The organism is Paenibacillus sp. FSL P2-0173, assembly GCF_038008045.1.
Taxonomy (GTDB): domain Bacteria; phylum Bacillota; class Bacilli; order Paenibacillales; family Paenibacillaceae; genus Paenibacillus; species Paenibacillus polymyxa_B.
On record NZ_JBBOYK010000008.1, the window covers coordinates 70,001 to 95,052 of the forward strand.

The window sequence follows — 25,052 nt, forward strand, 5'->3', positions numbered from 1 at the left end:
CAAGTGCATATTCTGCTTTTTCTTTAATATTGATGATTTGACAAAGAAAGGATGGGTAAAAAAGATAAGGAGCTAGCAACAAACCATGCGATAGCAGCTTTGTTTCACGCAACTTTAGGTAATGATTAATTATAACTGTATAGAGGAGTAGATTTACTAATGAAGCAACGAAGGCGAACATGGACGAGAATTGTGTTTCTTATCATCTCTTGCTTACTGCTTTTCGTGATCTCAGGATTTGTGTATGAGTGGATTGCATCCAAAAAGGATAAATCACAATACCCACCTCCGGGGGAATTGGTCGATGCCGGGGGTTATCGACTCCATATTCGTAAACTCGGTAACGGCTCTCCAACAATATTGCTTGAATCAGGGAGCGGGGAAAGTAGCCTGTCATGGAGAGATATTCCCGAAAAACTGTCATCATTCGCCACTGTTGTATCCTATGACCGGGCAGGCTATGCCTGGAGCGAGGAGGCTGCTACTCCACGAACCGGGGAAAACATCGTTCGAGAGCTTCATGTCGCCTTAAAAAACGCAGACATCCAAGCTCCTTATATTCTGGTAGGCCATTCCCTTGGAGGGATGTACTCAAGACTGTACGCGCAGACATACAAAGACGAAGTGGCAGGATTGGTTCTGGTGGATGCCAGGCCTGAAAATGACGCTCGCCGGACAAATGAGATCTATGCCAAGGAACGGCCTAAAGTCAATCCCTCCCCGTTAATATCCATTCTCCTAGAAAAGTCAGGGGCTTTTCGCCTGTTCCCCAATTTAATGCTAACGGGTCGGGTCGAATATCAAGATAGAAAATCTTTTGTGAATATTGTCGCTTCCTCTAAATACTTTCGATCTGTTGCGGAGGAGGGTGATCTAGCAAGCACTACCGAAGATGCCATACGGGGACAGCATCTGGGTAATCTCCCTGTACGTGTAATTGCCCGGGGCATTCAACAAGATTTGACTCAGTTCGGTATTAGTAAACGCGGAAATGATCAGATCGAACAAAGCTGGCAAATGGGACAGCGCGAGATGCTTAACATCTCTACAAACAGCAAATTTATTGTTGCCAAGAAGAGCGAGCATATGATCATCCATGATCAACCGGAGCTTGTCATCCAAGTCATCCGTGAACTCATCACCGACACCAGTCACTTTCAGTCAACCACGTCTAAAGCATACACAGATGATTAGGGACTTTATATGTTAAGGACAGCTTAAAAAAAACAAAAGACGCCCGGGTTCCTTCTATATAAAGGAATCCGGGCGTCTTTGCTGCCTAACACTTATTATGCTTGATTGAGCTTAGGACAAAATGGGCTTGTTTTTAGATGGGGCCTCTGCGACCTTGCCAAGTATCTGTCTCAGTACTTTAGCATTTTCCCCAATAAAACCGGAATCAAGCAGCACATCATGCGTTCCGATGACTTCGTATTCTTTGTATTGACCAAGTGTCGCCTGTTGCCATAACAATTTATCTAATGATGTATCCGGACCAATACTATCATCCTCTGCAATTAGAGCATGGATATTCGCATGAACTTCACCTGAGTTAATAAGCTCATCGCGGTAGACGGAGTAAACCAACATTTTGTCCATGACTCGCTCCCTGTCCACTGGATCGGCGAGGAATGCTTTGTACTGGTCCCTAATGCTGTCCAGTACCATCTCGACAATCTCTTCAAGCTCCTCCGGTGTCGATTCATCCTTGGACATCTTTCTCATAGCATCTACCATAATAAGGTCGCTAACATGGTGACCTCGGCTTTCCATGGCTTTAGCTACCTCGAAGGCGAGATTTCCTCCAAGTGAGTATCCCAGGAATATATACGGACCCTCTGCTTGAATATCCACGATGGCATCGATGTATCGATCCAGCATATCTTGACCCTGGAAACGATCGCCGATAAATTCCATCCCGTACACCTCGCAAAGCCCTTCCAGCTCCTTGGCCATCTCATAGTACCCCAGAGAGTGGCCTACCCGTGGAGGGAAGCAAAACACTTTGAGCGTTCCTTTCCCTGGGAAGCGGATAATTTCCATTTCCTCTTCATTAGCAGCAGTTGTTGCCTGCAGCTTGGAAATTTCATGCGCCATTTCTTCCACAGTCGGCAGATTAAACACGACTTGGAGTGGGAGCTGGACGCCCATACCGGACGAGATCCTTTGGATCAAGCCCAATACTTTCAGGGAATGGCCCCCAAGTTCGAAGAAATGATCCCTGATCCCGATTTCCTGTACGCCAAGCACTTCGGACCAAATCTGAGCGAGCTCTACTTCTGTCTGCGTACGCGGCGCGATATACTCCGCTGTGCTCCGCAGAAGTGTTTCCGGTGCCGGTAGCGCTTTGCGATCCAATTTTCCATTCGGATTCAGCGGCATTTGTGCCAACTGTACGAAAGCAGTCGGAATCATGTAGCTTGGCAGCTCGCTGGCCAGTGCCTCGCGTAGTACGCCGGCTGCAAGCCCCTCTTCGGCCACAAAGTATGCACAAAGCTGAGTACTTCCAGTAGAATCAGCCAGTGCAAGAACAACCGCTTCCTGCACAGATGGCACTTTCAAAATTTGTGCTTCCACTTCTCCCAGCTCAATGCGGTAACCCCGGATTTTTACCTGGTGATCGATCCGTCCCAAATACTCAATATTCCCGTCCGGCAGCCATCGGGCTAAATCGCCCGTTCGGTAAATCCGTGCTCCCGGTTTGTACGGGTGAGGAATGAACTTCTCTGCCGTCAGGTCCGGCTGGTTGAAATACCCCCGCGCTACCCCTTCGCCCGCAATGCAGAGTTCTCCCGGTACCCCCACAGGTGATACCTGAGAAGCGCTGTCCATCATCCATACTTGGACGTTAGCGTACGGTTTGCCGATTGGCACATGCGTTAGAGCCGCAGTCTCAAGGCTCGTTGTATACCGAGTCGCATATACGGCTGCTTCCGTAGGACCGTAGATGTTTTCCAGTACTGCGTAAGGAGATACTTTATAATACTCTTCCACAAGTTTGGCAGGCAGCGTCTCGCCGCAGGCAAACAGATATTTCAGAGTAAGGAATCCTTGGGTGCCGCTTTCTTTCAAGTATTGAACGAGCACACTGAGCATCGACGGCACCAAATTGAGATGCGTGATACGGTTCGTATCCACGGCCCCTAGCAGTGCCATCGGGTCTTTGTCCACGCCTTGTGGCAGGATCACGAGAGTCCCCTCTCCAAAGAACCAGCAGAACAGCTCCGGCACGGAGAAGTCAAAGGTAAATGTCGTTTTGAGCAGGAAACGGTCGCCTGCCAACATCGGATATTCAGCTTCCAACTGACTCAGCGTATGGACGGCAGCGCGATGTTCAATCATTACCCCTTTCGGCTTGCCGGTTGAACCTGACGTGTAAATGATATACGCCAGATGCTCCGGCCCCGCAATTGGCTCCAGATTCGAGCTATCCGCATGATACGCCTGCGGATCATCAAGTGCCAGGATCGTGCCAGTGAACGGAAAACGATCTTTGAGATGGTTCTTCGTCAGCAGAAGCTTCGCTCCCGAATCCTCCAGCATGTGGCGAATACGATCTTCTGGGAACTCCGGATCAATCGGTACATAGGCCCCGCCAGCTTTTAGAATGGCATGAATGCCAATGATCATCTCAAGCGAACGCTCGACCATGATGCCGACTGGTTGGTCCGGTCTGACCCCTTGGGCACGCAGCGTACGTGCAAGGCGGTTCGCCTGCTGATGAAGTTCTCCATAGGTAAGCTCCGTTTCACCGTAAATAAGTGCTGTACAATCCGGTGTGAGTGCTGCTTTTTCCTCAAATATACCGTGAAGGGTCTGCTCACGCGGATAAGGAGCTGCTGTATCGCCCCACACCTCTATAATCTGCGATTTCTCTTCTGGCGTGATCAGCTCCAGCTCATCAATACGGATAGCAGGTTGAACAGCAACGCTTGTCAGAATTCTCGTCAAGTGTCCTTGAATTCGTTCCACGCTCTCCCGATCATAGACGCGGGCATTGTAACGGTACAAGAACTCCAGATTACGACCCGGCAGCACAATGAGGTTAAAATCATAATTCGTCTGTTCAAACATCTGAACATCCGTAATTTTGTATTCAGCCTCTTCACTGGCAATTTTCTCTTCCAAATGCTCTTCTACTGGGTAATTTTCGAACACCATAATATGAGAAATCAAATCTTGCTTTTGTTCGCTCTGTGCTTGAATCTCATAGAGCGGATAGGAATCATAAGCATGTCCTGCCAAATATAATTCCTGCTGTCTTTTCATCACATGGGAGAACGAATCGCTTCCCTCGGCCTGTACCCGAACCGGAACTGTATTAATGAAGAGACCGATCATGCTTTCGATACCCGGAATCTCGGCAGGTCTTCCCGATACCACACTTCCGAAGACGATATCCTGGCTTCTATTGTAACGCTGCAACACGATTCCCCAGGCTGCTTGCATCAGCGTATTCATCGTCACCTGATGCTGTTTGGCCACCTGTTCCAGGCGATCGGTCAGTTCCGCATCCAACGTGAATACCAGCTTCTCCGACACGTAGGCTTCTGCTTTTGCCGATGGCTGTGTGATGGCTTGTGGCAGCTTCGTCTGCTGCTCGTAGCCTTCCAGGTACCCTCTCCAGTAAGAGGATGCCTCTTCCTCGCCTTGCTTCTCCAACCATTGAATATACTGGCTGTACGATACAGCTGCAGGAAGCTCAGGTTCCCTTTGCTCACGCAGAACCCCATACGTCTCAAACACTTCCTGGAGCACAAGCGGCATACACCAGCCATCCAAAATGATGTGATGAGAGCTCCACAGCAAATGGTAAGCCTCTTCTGCTGTACGTAGAATAGCAACACGCAGCAATGCTTCTTCAGCAAGATTAAAGCCTCTTGCTTTGTCCTGAGCAGTATAAGCTGCAAGACGCGCTTGAATTTCATCGGCTTCCAGCTCGTGCAGATCCTCGTATACGAAGTCACATGCTCTTTCTTTGAACACAATCTGAATAGGGAAATCGCCCCACCCGGCATGGAAATTGGTTCTCAATATGGCATGCCGTTTCATCAGATATTTTAAGCTGCGTTTGAAATCCTCAGGATAGAATGCTCCCTGAATTTCAAACTTGGCCTGCTCAAAGTAGACTTCCGAATGAGGCTCCAGCAAGCTGTGGAACAACATTCCTTTTTGCATCGGCGTCAGTTTATACATATTTTCAATACTGCCGATATGCCGTGTCTGCTCTTCTAACTCCTCGATTTTTTCCAAGCTGATATCTTTGAGGAGTACATCGCTTGGTGTAAGTTCTGTTCTTTTCTTACTTACGCAATGTCCAATGACTTCGCTGAGACGGTTCTTCAGAATGCCAACAAACTTAGCCACAGACTCCCCGTGGAACTGATGACGGTTATAGCTAACCGAAAGTTGAAGCTGTCCTTCGGCAATCAGTCCATTAATGTTCAATGCCTGATGCTGCACCATCTGCTCACTGACCTCAGGTCCTACTGAGTAAGGCGATACTTCCATCGTCCCTCCTGCAAGATCCTGGTCGAACTGTCCCAAGTAGTTGAAGGTAATCTCCGGTTCAGCCGAGAAGGAGGAGACATCGGAACCGTTGCTTAAATATTTCAAAATACCATATCCGACACCTTTGTTCGGGATACGACGCAACCCTTCCTTGACGTGCTTGATTCTGGCGCCGATCTCCAATTCCCCTCCCATCTCAAGGGCGACAGGGTATTGACTTGTAAACCAGCCTATTGTACGAGTAATATCCAGTTCCGGCACAACAGGCTCCCGCCCATGTCCCTCCAGAAGGATGCCTACACGTTCGATTCCCGTCCACTCGTGAACAGCCATACCCAGAGCCGTCAGGAGCAGATCGTTGACCTCCGTATTGTAAGTGCGGTTCGCTTCTTTCAGGAACTGCTCTGTCTCTTCTGGTGACCATCTAACCGTGACAGCCTCACTGTCTTTGATGAGAAGAGCGCCGTCTACCTTGTCTTTTGGAAGAGGGGCAAAGCCATCTCCCTCTACCTCTGCCCAATAGCTGCGTTCTTGTTCAGCCGCCGGGCTGTTTGCAAATTGTGTGATTCCCTCAACCCATGCACGGTACGAATCCGTCTTCTGTGGAAGCTTGACCGCTTCTCCACGTACTGCCTGCTCGTAGCCTTCCTGCAGGTCCTCAAAGAGAATACGCCAGGATACGCCATCCACAGCCAGATGATGAATAACGATCAACAGATGTTCGCCTTCCACACAGCGGAACAGACCCAGTCTAAAGAGAGGTCCATCCTCCAGAGAGATGCTGCGCTGAATGGCTTCCGCACCTGCTTCTATTGCTGAAGCCGGGTCTGTTTCAGCCCGCAGGTCGTGGATTTGGAGGCTATAGAGTTCACCCTCACCCACGCTCCGGTTCCAGGCCTCCAACCCCTGCTCTCCTTGGCGGAACACCAGTCGTAAAGCATCATGATGCTCTGCAATTTTCCGAACAACCTCGGCGAGCGCATCGGTATTGAAGCCATCCCGTCGGTACAACATGACCGACTGATTAAAGTGATGCAGATCCATTGACTGTTCATCGAAGAATCTGTGCTGAGCAGGTCCCAGTCTTACCGCTCCGTGTACCTCGCTTTGGTCCGCAATTCGGCTGACCACACTAACGCGCTGTGCCAGCTCTGCAATTGTCGGATAACCGAACAAATCCTTCATTTCAAGCTTATAGCCTGCTTGAAGAAGCCTTGAGGATACTTGAATGGATTTGATCGAGTCACCTCCAAGCTCAAAGAAATTATCATGAATGCCGACAAGCGGCACGCCGAGTACACCTTGCCAGATTGAAGCCAAAATGTTCTCCACATCCGTCCGCGGAGCGGTAAAGTCTGCTCCCGCCTTTATACCCGAGTTCGGTTCAGGCAGTGCCTTGCGATCCAGCTTGCCATTCGGTGTCAGAGGCATCACGTCCAGTTGGACGAAGTAAGACGGAATCATATATGCAGGCAGTCCGGCAGACAGTTCGTCTCTCAGCTCGCTGACAGACATTTCGCGATCAGCTACGAAGTAAGCACACAGCGATTTCTGCCCATGAGCATCTGCCCACGCAACAACGAGAGCTTCCTCGACAAGTGGAATGTCCAGCAGCTTGGCCTCAATCTCACCAAGCTCAATACGATAGCCCCGTATTTTAACTTGATGGTCAATGCGTCCAATGTACTCAATGTCTCCATTAGGAAGGCGACGAGCCAAATCCCCAGTGCGATACATATTTCCTTCCGAAGCGAACGGATTTCTAATGAATTTATCTGCGGTAAGCTCAGGACGGTTCAGATATCCACGGGCTACCCCGTCCCCGGCGATGTACATTTCGCCCTCCACGCCTAACGGTACGAGACGAAGCTGATCATCCAGAATATGGATGAATATGTTGTCGGACGGCAACCCAATCGGTACGGATTCCCGTGTATCCTTCGCAGGATCGTACAGGTGAATCATGCAGCCGACGACGGTTTCGGTCGGACCGTATTCATTGTAGATTTTGATGTTGCCACCAAAGAGGTCGGTAATCGTTTTGGACAAATGTGTGGTCAGATTTTCTCCGCCCACAATGAGTTGCTGAATACGACTTTCCGCTGGAATGGTCATGTCTTTTATCAGACTGAGATGCGTTGGCGTCAGCTTGAGAATATCGACCGCATTTTCGCGCAAAATATGCTGAACAACCTCCGCTTTATCTATACCATCATAAATCCGCACTATTCCTCCGTTTATTAACGGAGTAAACATTGATGTCATCGTCAAGTCAAACGAAATGGATGAATACAACGGGAAATCCGTTGGTTTCCCAGCACAATAGACCTTATTGGCCCACCAGATGTAGTTCACGATCCCTTTGTGGTTAATCATGGTTCCCTTCGGATTTCCGGTTGTACCCGAGGTATAGATTAAGTACACCAGATCGTTTCCTCCAACAGGAATATTGGGATTATCCACCTCGGTTCCGTAGATGTGCGGGGAATCCAATTCCATAACCGTTCCCTCAAAAGAGGCCAACTCCGTCAGGTGGCTCTGTGTGAGCAGAATTTCAGCGCCAGAATCCTTCAGAATATACTGAATCCGCTCCTGCGGATATTCAGGATCAATAGGTACATAGGCTCCACCCGCTTTGAGTACACCCATGATGGCGACAAGCAGCTCTACAGACCGATCTGCCAACAGACCTACCACTTGTTCACTCCGTAGTCCTTGGTCTATCAAGGTGGAAGCTAGTCTGTTCGCCTGCTCGTTCAGCTCTCGATACGTGATCTGGATGTCGCCGTTTACTGCCGCAATCTTATCCGGCGTACGGACAACCTGTTCTTCAAACAAGGTATGCAGACCCTGATCACTTGGATAGGTATGGGCCTTGCCGCCCCAGTCAAGCAGGTTCATCCGTTCCTCAGATGTTACAATCTCCAGTTCCTGTATCGTCGCCTGCGGACGAGCAGCCACCTGATCGAGCATCTGCAACAAGTGTCCTCCGATTCGTGCAATGCTTTCTTGCTCGTAAACCGAAGCATTATAGCGAATGCAGACCTTGATGTCTTCGCCTGGAATTACAACCAGGTTAAAGTCATAGTTGGTTTGTTCAAACATGGTGAAGTTGGCGACTTCGAGATTGTCCTCCGTTTGATTCCCCGATTGCTCCACCTGCTCGTCGAGCGGGTAATTTTCAAAGATCATAATATGAGAAATCAGGTCCTGCTTTTGGGTTGTTTTCCCCTGAATCTCATACAGTGGATAGGTGTCGTAGGCACGACCAGCCAATGACTGTGCCTGTGTACGTTTCATCACCTCGACAAAGGCTTCGTCTTTGGATGACTGTATACGGATAGGTACTGTATTAATGAACAGACCCACCATATTTTCGATCCCTGCAATCTCAGCAGGTCTACCCGACACAACGCCGCCGAAAACGACATCCGAGCTGGCATTATAACGTTGGAGAATCAGTCCCCAAGCTGTCTGCATGAGTGTGTTGACTGTCACGTGATTGCGCTTCGCAACAACATCCATTTTACCGGTCAAGGATGCACCCAGATGGAGAACATGCTCATTCAGAACATAGCCCGCCTCTTTGGCTTGAGATTTCGTTTTACCTTCCGGCAATACAGTATTCCCGTCATAATCTTCGAGATATTGGCTCCAATACGTTGAAGCTTCTTGATCATCCTGTGCATCAAGCCACTCGATATAACGACTATAGGGCTGAGCTGGCGGCAGGACAGGCTGTATTTGCTGTTTCTTGGCAGAATAATAATCGAACAGCTCCTGTGTAATGATCGGGATACACCAGCCATCCATGACAATATGGTGGAAGCTCCACAATACAAGACAGCTTTGATCCTTCTGCAAGACGGTCACTCGCATCAGCGGATCTTCTGACAAGCTGAACCCCTTAACCATATCTTCAGCAATATAAGCCTTGATTCGGGCTTCTTGTTCCTGCATAGATGCGTCGCGCAAATCTACGTAGTGCAGAGGGATTAACCGTTGCTTAAAGACAACTTGCAGCGGTACATCAGCAATGTTGTTGTAAAAGCCGGTACGTAGTATGGCATGTCGTTGCACCAAAGCCTGGAAGCTCTCGAAGAAGATATCTACATCGAAGCTACCACGCAGCTCAAACGTTGCCTGTTCAAAGTATGAAGAGGAGTCCGGCTCCAGCAGGCTGTGAAACAGCATTCCCTTCTGCATTGGCGTCAGCTTGTACACATCCTCAATCTCTCCGATATGAGCCGTCTGCGCCGTGAGTCGATCAAGCTGCTCCAATGTTAATCCTTGGAACAGAACATCACTTGGTGTAAGCTGTGTACGCTCCTGAGCTACACAATGACGGATGACCTCACTAAGGCTTGACTGTAATAATTCAGCAAAATGACTCACCGTCTCCTTACGATACTGCCTGCTGCTGTACGTAATCGTCAGTGATAGCTGGCCTTCGGCAATCATGCCATTCACATCCAGAGCATATTGCTGTGGTGTGAGATCGCTGAGCACTTTACCAATTGAATGTGTGGATACGCTAAGGGCATTACCCTCCAAATCCTGATCAAACTGCCCAAGATAATTGAAGGAAATTTCCGGCTCCACGCCGAATCCAACACTTTTCTCCAGTGCCATATACTTCAGAAGACCGTAGCCGATTCCTTTATGCGGAACCTCTCGCAAATTCTCTTTGATGCGCTTGATTCGCGCAGATACTTCCTGTCTGCCTTGCAGGTTCAGCAGAACTGGATACTGGGTTGTGAACCAACCCACGGTACGGGTAATATCCAGGTCTGGTACGATCATTTCCCGTCCATGTCCTTCAAGATTGACCAAAATCTGCTCCATGCCTGTCCAGCGCTGAATGGCTGCCCCCAGAGCAGTCAAGAGCAAGTCATTCGTCTCCGTATGATATGCCCGGTTCGCTTGTCGCAACAGCAGGTCAGTTTCCTGCGCAGACCACGTTACCGTAACCGATTCAGTATCCCGAATGGTGCCCGGCTTCTGATCCTCATCCTTCGGCAGTGGGGCCAAAATCGCCTCCTCAATCAGCTGCCAGTATGCACGCTCCTTGTCCAGAGCAGGCCCTGCTGCATACTTCGTCGCTTGCTCAGACCATACAAGATACGAATCGGTCTTTTGTGGAAGGACGATTGCTTGTCCATTCCATGCCTGCTCGTACCCCGCTGCAATGTCCTCAAACAGGATGCGCCAGGATACGCCGTCAACCAAGAGGTGATGAATGACAATCAACAAATGATCGCCATCGTCACAATGGAACAGGCCTAGCTTGAACAGTGGGCCACCTTCCAAGTCAAAGCTTGCCTGAATGGCATCGGCTTGGGCCTGAACCGCAGCTGTCTGGTCTTCCGCCTGCCGCATATCGGCAATGTCCAATGTGTAGAGCTCGCCTTCGTCCGTTCCCCGATTCCAAGCTGCGTATCCAGCTTCTGTAGGCCGGAAAACCATGCGCAGCGCGTCATGATGGATCGCAATTTGGTCCATTGTCAACCGGAGTGCAGCCTCATCAAAGCCGTCTTTCCGATAGAGCATGACGGCATGATTATAATGGTGCGGCTCCGCTGTATGGCGTTCAAAGAACCAACGCTGAATTGGCATTAACTCTGCTGCACCTTTAATTTCGCCCTGTTCCGCTATACGTCCAGCTGCCTGAAGATACGGGCTTAGCTCGGCAATTGTCGGATATTTGAAGAGATCCTTCATCTCTAATTTATATCCAGCTTGGAACAATCTCGAGGACACTTGGATCGCCTTGATGGAGTCACCACCCAGATCGAAGAAATGATCATGGATGCCAACCTGCTGCGCTCCCAGCACACCTTGCCATACGGAAGCCAAAGCTTCCTCAGCTGCGTTTCTCGGCGCTTCATAAACCGCCCCCGTCTGCACATTGGCCTCTGGAGCCGGAAGCGCTTTGCGATCCAGCTTGCCATTGGGTGTCAAAGGCATCTGTTCCAAATGCATAAAGTAAGATGGAATCATATAAGTCGGCAGTTCGGCAGCCAAGGCTTTTCTCAACTCGCCTACCGTCAGCATCTGATCGGCAGTGAAATAGCCGACAAGCACTTTTTGTCCACTTCCATCCTCCCGGGCGAGCACAACGGCCTCCCTTACAGACGGAGCATGGAGCAGCTTCGCTTCCACTTCGCCCAGCTCGATACGGTAACCACGGATTTTTACCTGATGGTCAATCCGTCCCAAATACTCCATGCTGCCATCCGGCAACCAGCGTGCCAAGTCACCCGAGCGGTACATACGCTCGCCCGCTTCAAACGGATGAGCGACAAACTTCTCTTCCGTCAATTCCGGTCGGTTCAGATAACCTCGCGCCAGGCCTACGCCCGCCACATAGAGTTCACCCGGAATGCCAATCGGCTGTGGACGACGTTGTTCATCCAAAATGTACGCCCGCAGCGTCGGAATCGTGGTGCCGATATTGCTGCGGCCCTGTTCAATTTCCAACTCTGTAATTTCCTTGTATGTTACATGCACGGTCGTTTCGGTAATGCCGTACATGTTAATGAGCTGCACTTGCGGATACTTCGTTCTCCAGTCCTTGAGCAGGGCCGGGGCTAATGCCTCTCCACCGAAGATAATCATACGGAGGCTCAGTTCTACCGCCTGATGACCGAGCTCTTCCTGTAGCAACTGATAGAAGTACGTCGGTGTCTGGTTCAAAACGGTGACCTTCTGATCCTTAAGCAATTGCAAGAAACGATCTGGACTCTTCGCTGTAAGCGATGGAACGATGACCAACCGTCCTCCGTTCAGCAATGCTCCGTACATTTCCCATACAGAGAAGTCAAAACAGAATGAATGGAACAGTGTCCACGTATCCTGAGGACCAAAATCAAACATATTTTTATCATTAAAGAGCAAGCGAACTACATTTTTATGCTCGATCAGTGTTCCCTTTGGCTTGCCTGTCGTGCCCGATGTGTAGATGACGTAGGCAAGATGCTCCGGTCCGGCTGCAGGCTGCAGGTTTGAGACATCTTCCTTATAGGAAGCCGTTTTATCCAGACTTACGATGTCCCCAGCGAAGGAGACACGTTGCTCCAGATGCGCTTGTGTCAGCAGTAGCTTGGCTCCCGAATCCTCAAGCATAAAGCGAATGCGGTCCTCTGGATATTCAGGGTCTACAGGGACATAGGCCCCGCCTGCCTTCAAGATGGCTAAAATTCCAACCACCATTTCAAGAGAACGATCCGCCATGATTCCAGCCAAACCGTCTGGTTGCAAACCACGTTCCCTCAGCGTTCTGGCAAGTCCATTGGCCCGCTCGTTCAGCTCGCTGTAGGACAGGGCTGCATTTTCACATACGACTGCCACCGCATTCGGAGTACGTGCAGCCTGTTCCTCGAACAGCGCATGGATCGTCTTGTCACGAGGATAATCTGCCTTGGCTTCGTCCGGCGCTTTCATCAGCCTTGATTTTTCCTGAGGTGTCACGATATCAAGGGATGACAACGGCATTCCCGGATTGGAGACGGCTTCCCGAATAAGCTGTACAAAGTGGCCTGCCATCCGCTGGGCAGTCTCTTGCTTGTAGATCGCAGTCGCGTACTCAAGCGTGCAGTTCAATACCCCGTCTGCTTCACTCACGGTCAGCGTGAGATCGAACTTGGCAGCCGGATGTACATTATCGTAAGGAGTGAAGCGCAATCCTTCTATTTCTTGTTCTCCCTGCTCAATATTTTGCAGGACAAACATGGTATCAAATAGCGGGTTACGGCTCAAATCACGCTGAAGCTCCAGCTTTTCTACCAGCTCCTCGAACGGGTAATCCTGGTTTTCATAGGCCCGCAGCGCTGTTTCCTTCACTTCCTGCAGATAAGCCTCGAAAGGCTTTTCTCCTTCTGGATAAGTACGAAGTGCCACTGTGCCGACGAACATACCGATGAGGCCTTCGAGTGTCGCATGGGATCTTCCTGCCACAGGTGAACCGACAATGACATCTTCCTGACCTGTGTACTTGTGCAAGAGCGCTGTATAGGCTGCCAACAGTACCATGAACAGAGTGGAACCCGTTCGGGTAGCCAGCTCCTGAAGTGAAGCACTCAGAGAAGAATCAATTTGGAAGTCGATTCGATCGCCCGCAAAGCTTCGCACCGCAGGACGAACTTCATCCCCTGGCAAATCCAGCACTGGCAAGCTTCCGCGGAAAGCATCCAGCCAGTAAGCTTCCTGGGCCTTAAGACGCTCGCTTCCGAGCTGCTCTTGCTGCCATACAGCATAGTCTGTGTACTGGATCTGTAGTTCAGGGAATACGTCCTCCTCTTGGTAGAAGCGGAGAAACTCTTCTATGAGAATATTCATAGAAACCCCATCTGAGACAATATGATGCATGTCAAACAATAGTAAATGGCGCTCATGTGCAATTCGAATAAGGCCGGCCCGCAGCAATGGAGCTACACCTAAATCAAAAGGACGGACAAACTGCTGAAGGGTAGCTCCTGCCTCTTCCTCGCTCAACTCCGCATATTCCACAGTAAACGGAACATCCGTCAGGAGCTGCTGTACAGGTTCACCGTTCACGGTCACAAAACGAGTACGCAGCGAACCATGACGATGAATTAGACGACGGAATGCCTGCTCTAGCCGTTCCCGATCCAAAGCTCCCTCAACGGTAAGGATACCCGGCATATTGTAGCTCAGCTCTCCACCTTCCAGCTGACTTAGAATAAACAGTCGTTTTTGGGCCGAGGACAATGGATAATGCTCTCTCGCTCCCGCTGTAGGAATTTCTTCGAAATTCAGCGGTGTATAGCCCTCAATGGCACGAGCCAATCCTTCAATAGTAGGAGACTCGAACACTGCTCTCAGACTAATCTCGCGATTCATTTCCTTGCGAATTCGTGAGACTAGCAGGGCTGCACGCAGTGAATGACCTCCAAAATGGAAGAAATTATCCTTCACTCCCGCGCTCTCTACACCCAGCACCTCTTGCCAGATTTCGGCTAATTGAATTTCCACAGGTGTCCTTGGAGCCTCAGATGAAGCCGCTGCCCATCCACGCTCGCCCTGCAGCGCTTTTCGATCGATTTTTCCGTTCGACGTCAGAGGCATATCCTCCAGTTGTATGAAGCGGGAAGGGACCATATATCCAGGTAATATCTCCGACAGGACGGCCCGAAGCTCGGATACCTCAAGTTTCTGAGCAGCTACGAAATAAGCGACTAGATCTTTGTAGCCGTCATCGCCCTCTACAGCCATGGCTACGACTTCCTGAACGGACGGCACTCTGAGCATTTGTGCTTCTACCTCGCCTAGCTCGATACGGTAGCCGCGGATTTTGACTTGATGATCTATTCGGCCTAAGTACTCGATGGTTCCATTCGGTAACCAGCGAACCAGGTCACCCGTCCGATACATACGCTCTCCTGGAGCAAACGGATTGTCCACGAACTTCTCATCCATTAACTCAGGCCGGTTATGATACCCCCGTGCTAATCCGATACTCGAAATGCATAGCTCTCCAGCTACACCGACAGGTTGCAATCTAAAATGGTCATCCAAGATGTACACACTATGGTTAGCAATAGGTCGTCCAATAGATACAATATCCGTTGCTTCCTCACTGTCCGGGACAGACCAGATTGTGGTGCATACGGAGTCCTCCGTTGGGCCATAGCCATTAGAGTAACGTACATGCTTCCTCCACTCTTCGATCAACTCGACCGATGCGGCCGATCCAGCGGTTAGCAGGCACCGCAGTGTTGGCAAACGCTCTGGATCAAGGTGGATAGCGTAAGCGGGTGGCAAAGTCGCTACCGTAATCCCCTTATCGTTCATGAACTGCTCGAACAGGGCATGATCTAAAATATCTTCTGTAGAAGGGATGCACAGAACACCCCCATGGCTCAGCGCCGTTAAAATTTCCGAAACCGATGCATCAAACGACAGGCTTGCAAACTGAACGATCCGATCCTGCGGTGTAACTTCGAAGTGTGCCCCATATACGTTTGAAAGATTTGGTAGTCCCCGATGCTCGACTAATACGCCCTTAGGCTGACCGGTCGTACCTGAAGTATAGATCACGTAAGCCAGATCATCCGGGCCAGCAGTATCCTCCAAATTCGAGGTGTCGGCATCATAGGTCGATGATTCATCCAGCAGCAAAACATTTTCCGTCCATCCGAGATGCTCCAAGAAATGGGCCTGTGTAAGGATTAGCTTCGCCCCGGAATCTTCAAGCATGTAACTGATTCGTTCTTTCGGATACTCTGGATCGATTGGAACATAGGCACCCCCGGCTTTCATAATGCCGTAGATCCCAACGATCATTTCGAGCGACCGTTCAGCAATCAGTCCCACCAGATCTCCCGTCTTGATTCCCTGAGTACGGAGCCTTCTGGCCAGTCCATTGGCTTTTGCATTGAGCTCGGCATAGGTCAAACTCTCGTCCTCGAACCAAATGGCAGTCGCATCCGGCGTTCGTCCCGCCTGTTCCTCCAATAGCCCGTGGAACGTGTTACAGTGCTCGTAAATGCCTTTTGTATTTCCCCATACGTTCAGAATCTGTTCTCTCTCCTGCGGCGTGACTAATTCTAGTGCATCCACGGAAATAGCAGGATTCTCTACAATTTGTTCCATAAGGTGAACCAGATGGCCCTTGATTTGCCCAATTGTCACTTGGTCATAAACAAGTGCATTGTACTGGAACAGCAATCTCATCTCTTCGCCAGGGAGGACAATTAAATTAAAATCATAATTCGTTTGCTCAAGAAGCTCCGCTTCCTCAATCTCAAAGGCAGCCTCGCCACCACCCAGACGCTCTACCTCCTCCTCCACAGGATAGTTCTCAAACACCATAATATGGGAGATTAGATCCTGCTTCTGATCCGTCTGAGCCTGAATCTCAAACAACGGGTAGGTGTCATACATATGAGAAGCCATATATTGTTCCTGCTGCTGCTTCATCAGAACGGTGAAGGGGAGATTCTCCTCTGTCTTCACACGAACGGGAATCGTATTGATGAACAAACCGATCATCCGGTCAATGCCCGGAATTTCTGCTGGTCGGCCTGATACTACACTTCCGTACACGACATCCCGGCTACCGTTGTAGCGTTGAAGCGCAATGCCCCAGAGGGACTGCAGCAATATATTCATCGTGACATGAGCATCCCTGGCCACCTTTTCAAGGCGCTCAGTCAATTCCCTGCTGAGAGGATAATTCAGCTTTTCTGCTACATAGCCTTCTCCCTTACTTGCTCCACCGACTTGAGGTAAAAGCGTCTGCTGCTCGTAACCGGCCAGATATCGGCTCCAATAGTTGGACGCAACTGCTTCATCCTGCTGTTCCAGCCATTCGATATATCGACTGTACGGATGGACCTCTGCCAGCTGCGGCTCTCTTCCTTCCAGGAGGGCAAAATAGTGTTCAAATACCTCCTGCGTAATTAACGGAACACACCAGCCATCCATGACGATGTGGTGAAAGCTCCATAAGAGGCGGAAGCTCTCTTCATCTGTTTGTAAAATTGATACACGGAGAAGCTCGTCTTCAGCTAGGTTGAAGCCCTGTGCTTTGTCCTTAGCACCAAATGTCTTCAGGTAAGCTTCGCGCTGCGATGCATTCATCTCACGCAGGTCTTCGTACACCAATTTAGCGCCTCTGTGTCGAAATACAACCTGCAAAGGCTCGCTGCCCCATCCGCTGTAAAAGTTCGTGCGCAGGATGGCATGACGCTCCACCACGGCATCCAGACTGTGTCCGAATGCAGTCGGATCAAAGCTACCCTTAAAGTCAAAGGCAGCCTGCTCAAAATAAGCACCTGTATGCGGCTCAAACATATCATGGAACAGCATGCCCTTCTGCATCGGCGTCAGACTATATACATTCTCAATATCGCCTATGTGGCTGGTCTGCTTAGAAAGCTCCTCCAGATCGGCAATGCTTAGACCCTTCGCAAGCACGTCGCTTGGTGTCAATACGGTTTTTTCTTGGGTTACGCAATGCTGGAGAAGCTCTCGCAGGCTTTCTTCAATATATCCAGCGAGCTGTTCCATCGTAGATAACTTATACTGTTTTCCGTTATAAGTAATCGTCAGAGTCAGGGCTCCGTCCGTCACCATGCCATTGATATCTAGCGTATAGGCTGGTTCCTCCAACAAGCTTTGGGCGCTTCCGGTCGGATAAGGAGAAATCTGCAACGAGCTGCCTTGCAAATCCTGATCAAATTGCCCCAAATAGTTAAAAGAAATCTCAGGCTGCAAGCTGAAGCTGTCTTCATCCAACTGACTTGCCATCGTTTTAAGCAACCCGTAGCCAATACCTTTGTTCGGAATTCGGCGCAGCCCTTCTTTCACAGACTTGATCAAGGAGGCCACTTCTGGGTCATCCCCCAAGTCTAAAATCACCGGGTATTGACTTGTAAACCAGCCGACGGTACGGGTGATGTCGATATTCGGTATAATCGGCTCACGACCGTGTCCTTCCAGATTCACAGCAACCTTTCCGATGCCAGACCATTTGGATACCGCCATGCCCAGAGCAGTCAATAGCAGATCATTCGTCTCTGTTTGATAAGCACGATGGGCTTTTCTCAACAATTGGTCGGTTTCTTCTATAGTCCATTGTGCTGTTATTACTTTGCTATCCTGTAAAAGAAGGCTTTCCACAGCCTCATCCTTCGGCAACTGTTCGAGTGGCTGATTCTCCAGCTCCCTCCAATACGCCCGATGAGTCTCCATTTCAGGACCTTCCGAATAACGAGCAAGGGCGTCTCCCCAGTCACGGAAGGAATCCGTCTTCTGCGGGAATGTCAGCGCTTGTCCTTGAATCACCTGCTCATAGCCTGCTGCAATATCCTCGAACAAAATCCGCCAGGATACTCCGTCCACCACCAAATGGTGGATCACGATCAGAAGATGGTCTCCATCCTGACAATGGAAAAGTCCTAACTTCAGCAGCGGACCTTCTGCCAGATTGATACTGCGCTGAATGTTATCCGACAGCGATGTAATGGCTGCAGCCGGATCGGATTCATTCCGTAAATCAGCGGTGAACAGGCTATAAAGCTCTCCTTCTTCAAGATCACGATTCCAAGCTTCGTAGCCATGCTCTGTCTGACGGAAAACCATGCGAAGGGCGTCATGATGCTCAGCGAGTTTTCTTAGCACCTGATGCAAGGCCTTTTCCTCAAATCCCTGTTCACGATACAGCATAACCGCTTGATTGAAGTGATGAGGCTCTGCCTGCTTCCGTCCAAAGAACCACTGTTGGACTGGAGTCAAGCGAGTCGTTCCACGCACAACTCCCTGTTCAGCCATATGCACAGCCGTTTGTATTTCAGCGCCTAGCTCGGCAATGGTTGGCGATTTGAACAGCTGCTTCATCTCTAACCGATAGCCGGCCTGTAGTAACCGTGACGACACCTGAATAGCTTTTATGGAGTCTCCGCCCAATTCAAAGAAATTATCATGGATACCCACCTGTTCGGCACCCAGTACCCCTTGCCAGACAGATGCCAAAGCTTCTTCAGCCGGTGTACGAGGAGCTGTATACTTCCGTCCTGTATGCGCGCCTACTTGAGGAGCCGGCAGAGACCTGCGGTCCACTTTTCCGTTTGACGTTAATGGCATACGGTCCATCTGGATAAAGTAGGATGGAATCATATAGCCCGGAAGTACCTGCGATAGGGAAAGACGTACTTCGCCCGCCGTGAGCGTACGATCCGCCACATAATAAGCGCAAAGCTGCTTCTCTCCAAGCTCATCCGCGCGAACGACCACTACGGCGTCGATTACCGACTCCACCTTGGCCAGTTGGGCCTCGATTTCAGGGAGTTCGATGCGGTAACCACGTATTTTGACCTGCTCATCAATTCTTCCTTTAAACTCCAAATTACCATCTGGAAGCCAGCGTACTAAATCCCCAGTTCGGTAGCAGGGTTCTCCGTCCTTCACAGGACTAGGAACAAATTTCTCTGCTGTGAGATCAGGACGATTGAGATATCCGCGTGCTACACCTTCACCGCCGACAATGAGTTCACCCCAAGCACCAATAGGCTGTAATTGCAGCGATCCATTGACCACATAAGCGGTCGAATTACTAATTGGGCGACCAATCGGCACACCCCCTTCGGCACGATCTGGAATCTTGTAGGTGGTGGAGAAGGTCGTATTCTCTGTCGGACCATAGCAATTGATAGGGACAAGATCAGGATTAGCCTCGATTACACGATTCATATGAGATAGAGACAGTACGTCACCGCCGACTAACAATGCTTTTAGCCCTCTGAACAGGTACTCATCCTGCAGAGAAAGCTGATTGAAAAGGGGTGAAGTAAGCCACAATGTTGTAATCCCGTACTTGGCAATAGCCGCTTTGAGCCTATCAGCAATCAGAATGTCGTCATTCTCTACGAAATAGAGCTGCCCACCGTTAAGCAACGCTCCCCATATCTCAAATGTAGAAGCATCAAAGGCCACGGCTCCTGTTTGCAAAATTCGTGTGGATTCATTCAGCTCCACATAGTTGGTCTCTTTGACCAGACGGACCACGTTCCGGTGTTCAACCATAACGCCCTTCGGTCTACCCGTCGTACCCGATGTATAGATGACATAAGCAAGCCCCTGCGATCCCTGAGCCGTCTCCGGCTGGGCAGGCTCAGCAGCATAAGCCTCTTCACTGCTAAGATCGACAATTGGTATACCGTAGTCTACACTTATAAGCTCGCCCTTTTGCACCAATAATAGCTTGGCGTCGGAATCATCAAGCATATAACGTACCCGATCTTCCGGGTAATCAGGATCAATCGGCACATAGGCTCCACCTGCCTGAAGCACCGCGAGCATACCAATGACCATCTCAATGCTTCGTCCGCCCATCACGGCCACAGGCTGCTCCCTCAACGTTCCCAAACGACGCAGTGTTTGGGCCAGTCGGCTCGCCTTGTCTTCCAATTCAAGGTACGTTAGCTGGACATCGCCGAATACAAGCGCCGTCTGCTCCGGTGTACGCTTGACTTGTTCCGCGAACAGCTCATGAATGGTCTTGTCCCTTGGATAAGGGGCCGATGTCGCGTTAAATACTTCAACGATTTGTACTTTCTCCTCCGGTGTGATCATTTCAATCTCGGCCAGTTGCAACTGAGGATTGGCCGAGACTGCATGCAGAACCCGGAGCAAGTGCGTTGCAAGTCGCTCTACACTTTCACGCCGATATAAAGCCGTACTATACTCGAGGCCAAAGGCTAATTTTGATCCCTTCTCCTCTACATTGAGGGACAGGTCAAACTTGGCTGTGACGGTGTCCATCAAGTAAGGAGTAAAGTGCACTCCGTCCATATCCTGCTCTTCCTGCTCGGTATTTTGTAATACCAATAAGGTGTCAAAGAGCGGATTGCGGCTGACATCACGTCCTACGCCCAGCTTTTCGACCAATTTTTCAAAAGGGTAATCCTGATGCTCAAACGCCTTGAGCGCCGTTTCCTTGATTTCCAGAAGATAATCCTGAAAGGTTTTATCTCCTGCCGGGTAGCTGCGCAAGGCCAGTGTGTTGACAAACATTCCGATGATGCCCTCAAGCTCAGCCTGCGGTCTTCCGGCTACTGGAGAACCTACGACGATGTCCTCTTGTCCTGTATATTTGTGCAGTAGTACCGAATAAGCGGCCAGCAATACCATATACAGTGTAGTACCTGTACGGGATGCAAGCTCTTGTATTGCCTTATTTCCAAACTCATCCAATGTAAAATCAATTCGGCTACCCTCGAAGCTCCGAACCGAAGGTCGTTGGAAGTCTGTAGGCAAATCCAATACCGGCAACTCTCCTTCAAAGGATTGCAGCCAATATTTCTCAAGATCTTGCCATTGGTTCTCTGACTGTTCCCGTTGCCATACGGCATAATCCTTGTACTGGATGTGCAGCTCTGGTAGCTGTTCTCCTTGATACAAATGAGTAAGTTCCTCTATCAATATTTGAATAGAAACCCCATCTGAAATGATGTGATGCATATCAAACAGCAACAGATGACGCTCCTCCTGGAGCTTCACCAAGCTAACACGCAGTAATGGAGCCTGGCTCAGATCAAAGGCACGAATAAAGTTGTGAATGAGCGTATCCGTCTCCTCCACCGAAGCCTCTGTATAGTTCAACGCGAACGGCACATTCCTATGCACACGCTGAACAAGCTCTCCATCCTGCATATAAAAGCCAGTTCTCAGGGATTCATGACGCTGGATCAGTGCCTGGAACGCGGACTCCAGCCGCGTGCGATCCAATGGTCCATCCACTGTGAAGACCCCTGGCATATTGTAGCTAAGCTCTCCCCCGTCCATCTGTCTCAGCACGTATAACCGCTTTTGCGCTGAGGACACTGGGTAAGCTTCGCTTTCCGCTGCCCGCGGGATGGATTCGTACAGGGTCGGAATGTGTTTTTTCACAAGTTGCGCCAAGGATTCGACCGTAGGTGACTGAAACACCTCACGCAGCGAAATGCTACATCCCAATTCTTTGTGAATCCGTGAAACGAGCACTGTTGCCCGCAAAGAGTGACCACCAATTTCAAAGAAATTATCTCTGACACCGACGCGGGCAACTCCCAAGATATCTTGCCAGATGAGTACCATCTGAGCTTCCACAGCAGTTCTCGGAGCCAAATAAGCCTCGCCGGATTGTACGCTGCTTTCAGGAGCCGGCAACGCACGGCGATCCAGTTTGCCATTTGGCGTAAGCGGCATTTGCTCCAGCCGGACAAAATAAGAAGGAATCATGTAAGCGGGGAGTTCCGCTGCCAGCTGAGACCGCAATTCCCCCGGCGAAAGATCACTGGAGGCTACATAGTAGGCGCACAGCAATTTTTGGCCCTGTTCGTCATCCCGTGCGAGGACAATCGTTTCTCGTACGTTCGGAGCCTTGAGAATTTGGGCTTCTACCTCGCCAAGCTCAATTCGGTAGCCGCGAATTTTGACCTGATGGTCGATCCGTCCCAAATATTCAATATTGCCATCAGGCAACCAACGAGCAAGATCCCCAGTTCGGTACAGCCGCTCTCCCGCCCGATACGGATGCTCAACGAATTTCTCAGACGTCAAATCCGGCCGATTCAAATACCCACGGGCAAGACCGTCCCCTGCAATGTATAGCTCTCCCGGAACCCCAACAGGCTGCAGCCGTCTTTGCTCATCGAGAATATAAGCGCTAAGTGTGGGGATCGTTCTGCCAATATTGCTTTTCCCCGCTTCAATCTCATGTTCCGTGATTTCCTTGTAGGTGACATGGACTGTTGTTTCCGTAATTCCGTACATATTAATCAGCTGCACATCAGGATACTTGACCCGCCAGTTTCTCAGAAGAGATGGACTTAAGGCCTCTCCACCAAAAATGATTTTTCTAAGGCCAAGCTCTGTCGAAGAGTGCGTTAACTCTTCCTGTAGCACCTGATAAAAATACGTTGGCGTCTGATTTAAAATGGTGACTTGGTTGTCTTTCAACAACTCCAGGAAAGCTGCTGGGCTCTTGGCTGTGAGAGATGGAACAATCACCAATTTCCCTCCGTAAAGAAGCGCTCCGTACATCTCCCAAACGGAGAAATCGAAGCAGAACGAATGGAATAGCGTCCACGTATCCTGAGAGCTGAAATCAAATAGATTTTTATCGTTAAAGAGCAGTCGAACCACATTTTTGTGTTCAATCAGCGTGCCCTTCGGCTTGCCGGTCGTACCCGACGTGTAGATAACATAGGCTAGATGGCTTGGTCCCGAAATACTCTCCAGATTGGAAGCATCTCCTGTATACGTTGTAGCTTCGTCCAAACTCACAAGCTTTCCGTCAAAAGTGGTGCTCTCCCATAGATGACTTTGGGTGAGCAACAGACGGACCCCTGAATCCTCCAGCATATAATGGATACGTTCCTCGGGATAATCGGGGTCAATCGGTACATAGGCACCACCTGCTTTCAAAATGGCCAACATCCCAATGACCATCTCCAAGGAACGGTCAGCCATAATCCCTACGAGCGTATCTGCAACTACTCCCTCGGAGCGCAAATATCTCGCAAGCTGGTTAGCCTGCTCGTTTAGAGCTAGGTATGTAATGCTCTGTTCGTCCATCTGAACGGCTACGTGATCTGGCGTGCGCTCGGCTTGTTCCTCGAATAAGCCATGGATGGTCTTCTCACGTGGATAATCGACTGCAGCGCCTTCCGAAAGAGCCAAAATGGATTGCTCTTCTGGTTCACCCAATAAGTTTACCTCTGCGATAGAAAGCTGAGGTGAATGAATGATCTGCTCGGCGATCGTAAGCAACTGGGAAACCATGTCCTTAACTTCACTGCGTTCAAACAGCTCCGTCCGATAATCGACATCCAGTACCAGTTCGCCTTCATCCAGGATCTCCACGATATGAAGCACGAAATCGTTCACTTCGTCCCCGCAGAAATCATAATCCGTCAAAATGCGCACATCATCCAAATCAACCCAATTGATAAGACGATATTCCATTGAAACGCCAAAAAGCCGCTGAATATCCTTGTTACCATGCATTTCTCTAAGATCCTGAATTAACTGATTGTACGGATACTTCTGATGCCGCAGGACTGACATCTGATCTCTGGCTACATCCTGCAGGAAGCTCAACACATCCATATCCTTTTTGACGTATGTTCTGGCAGCAGCGGTGCTGACAAACATACCTATCTTTTGCTTCTCTTTTTTGTTCCCCCGGTTAGCGAACGAAGTGCCAATCACCACATCCGGCTGATTCGTCATTTTGTGTATGTAGATATACATCGCACCCATGAAGAACTGGAACAAAGAAATCCTGTTCTGTTGGCAAAATGCTTGCAGCTCGTGATATAGCACTTCTGGTACGGTAAAATGCTCCCGAACGGCGTGGGTGCTTAAAGATAACGGATTATATGACTTCCAACCCGTAAGCTCAGGCAAATCAGAAAATTTATCCAGCCAGTAAGCCTTATCCTTTTGGTATCTGTCAGAAAGTTCGTATGCATTCTCATCTGCAATATATTGAATATACGAGCAATCGTCGCCCAGCTTCGGTTCATTTCCTTGAATTAACTCCATGTAAAATGTTGTCAGCTGATTGCCATAGACCACCATTGATATTCCGTCAGAAATAATATGGTGCATCTTGATATTAATCCAATACTCTTCCTCGCTAATCTTCACAATTAAAAACTGGAAGAGCTCAGAATCCAGCAGGGGCAAAGGTTTGCTTTTGTGTTGCTCAAGTAAGGCTTCCACCTCAGATACACTTTCATAGTGGCTAAGATCCAGGCACTCCAGCTGTCTCTCTTCATAAGGAACGACGTACTGCTGAGGCACTCCATCCACTGAGGTAATACGGATGCGGAACGCATCATACTGTTTGATAATCAAATTAATGGACTGCATAAAGGCAGCAATATTGATGTGCCCCTTCATCTTAGCTGTACCGGAAAGCTGTGACACTGACGTATCTGGGTAGAGTAATTCGGTATACCATATACGCTTCTGCGCATTTGTTAAATCATATAACTGCATGTCATTCATCTCATTCACTCCTATTCCAT

General features: G+C 49.6%; 2 protein-coding genes. One reads left to right on the plus strand and one right to left on the minus strand.

The annotated features are described in order from the left end of the window. Positions 1-159: 159 nt before the first annotated feature. Entirely contained in the window at positions 160-1,194 is a 1,035-nt protein-coding gene (locus tag MKX30_RS26390) for an alpha/beta hydrolase (RefSeq protein WP_068938689.1), read from the plus strand. A gap of 111 nt (positions 1,195-1,305) precedes the next feature. Here MKX30_RS26390 and MKX30_RS26395 read toward each other — a convergent pair whose 3' ends face one another. After that, a complete protein-coding gene (locus MKX30_RS26395) occupies positions 1,306-25,032 on the minus strand; it encodes a non-ribosomal peptide synthase/polyketide synthase (RefSeq protein ID WP_341063874.1) in 23,727 nt (7,908 codons plus the stop codon). Positions 25,033-25,052: the final 20 nt, after the last annotated feature.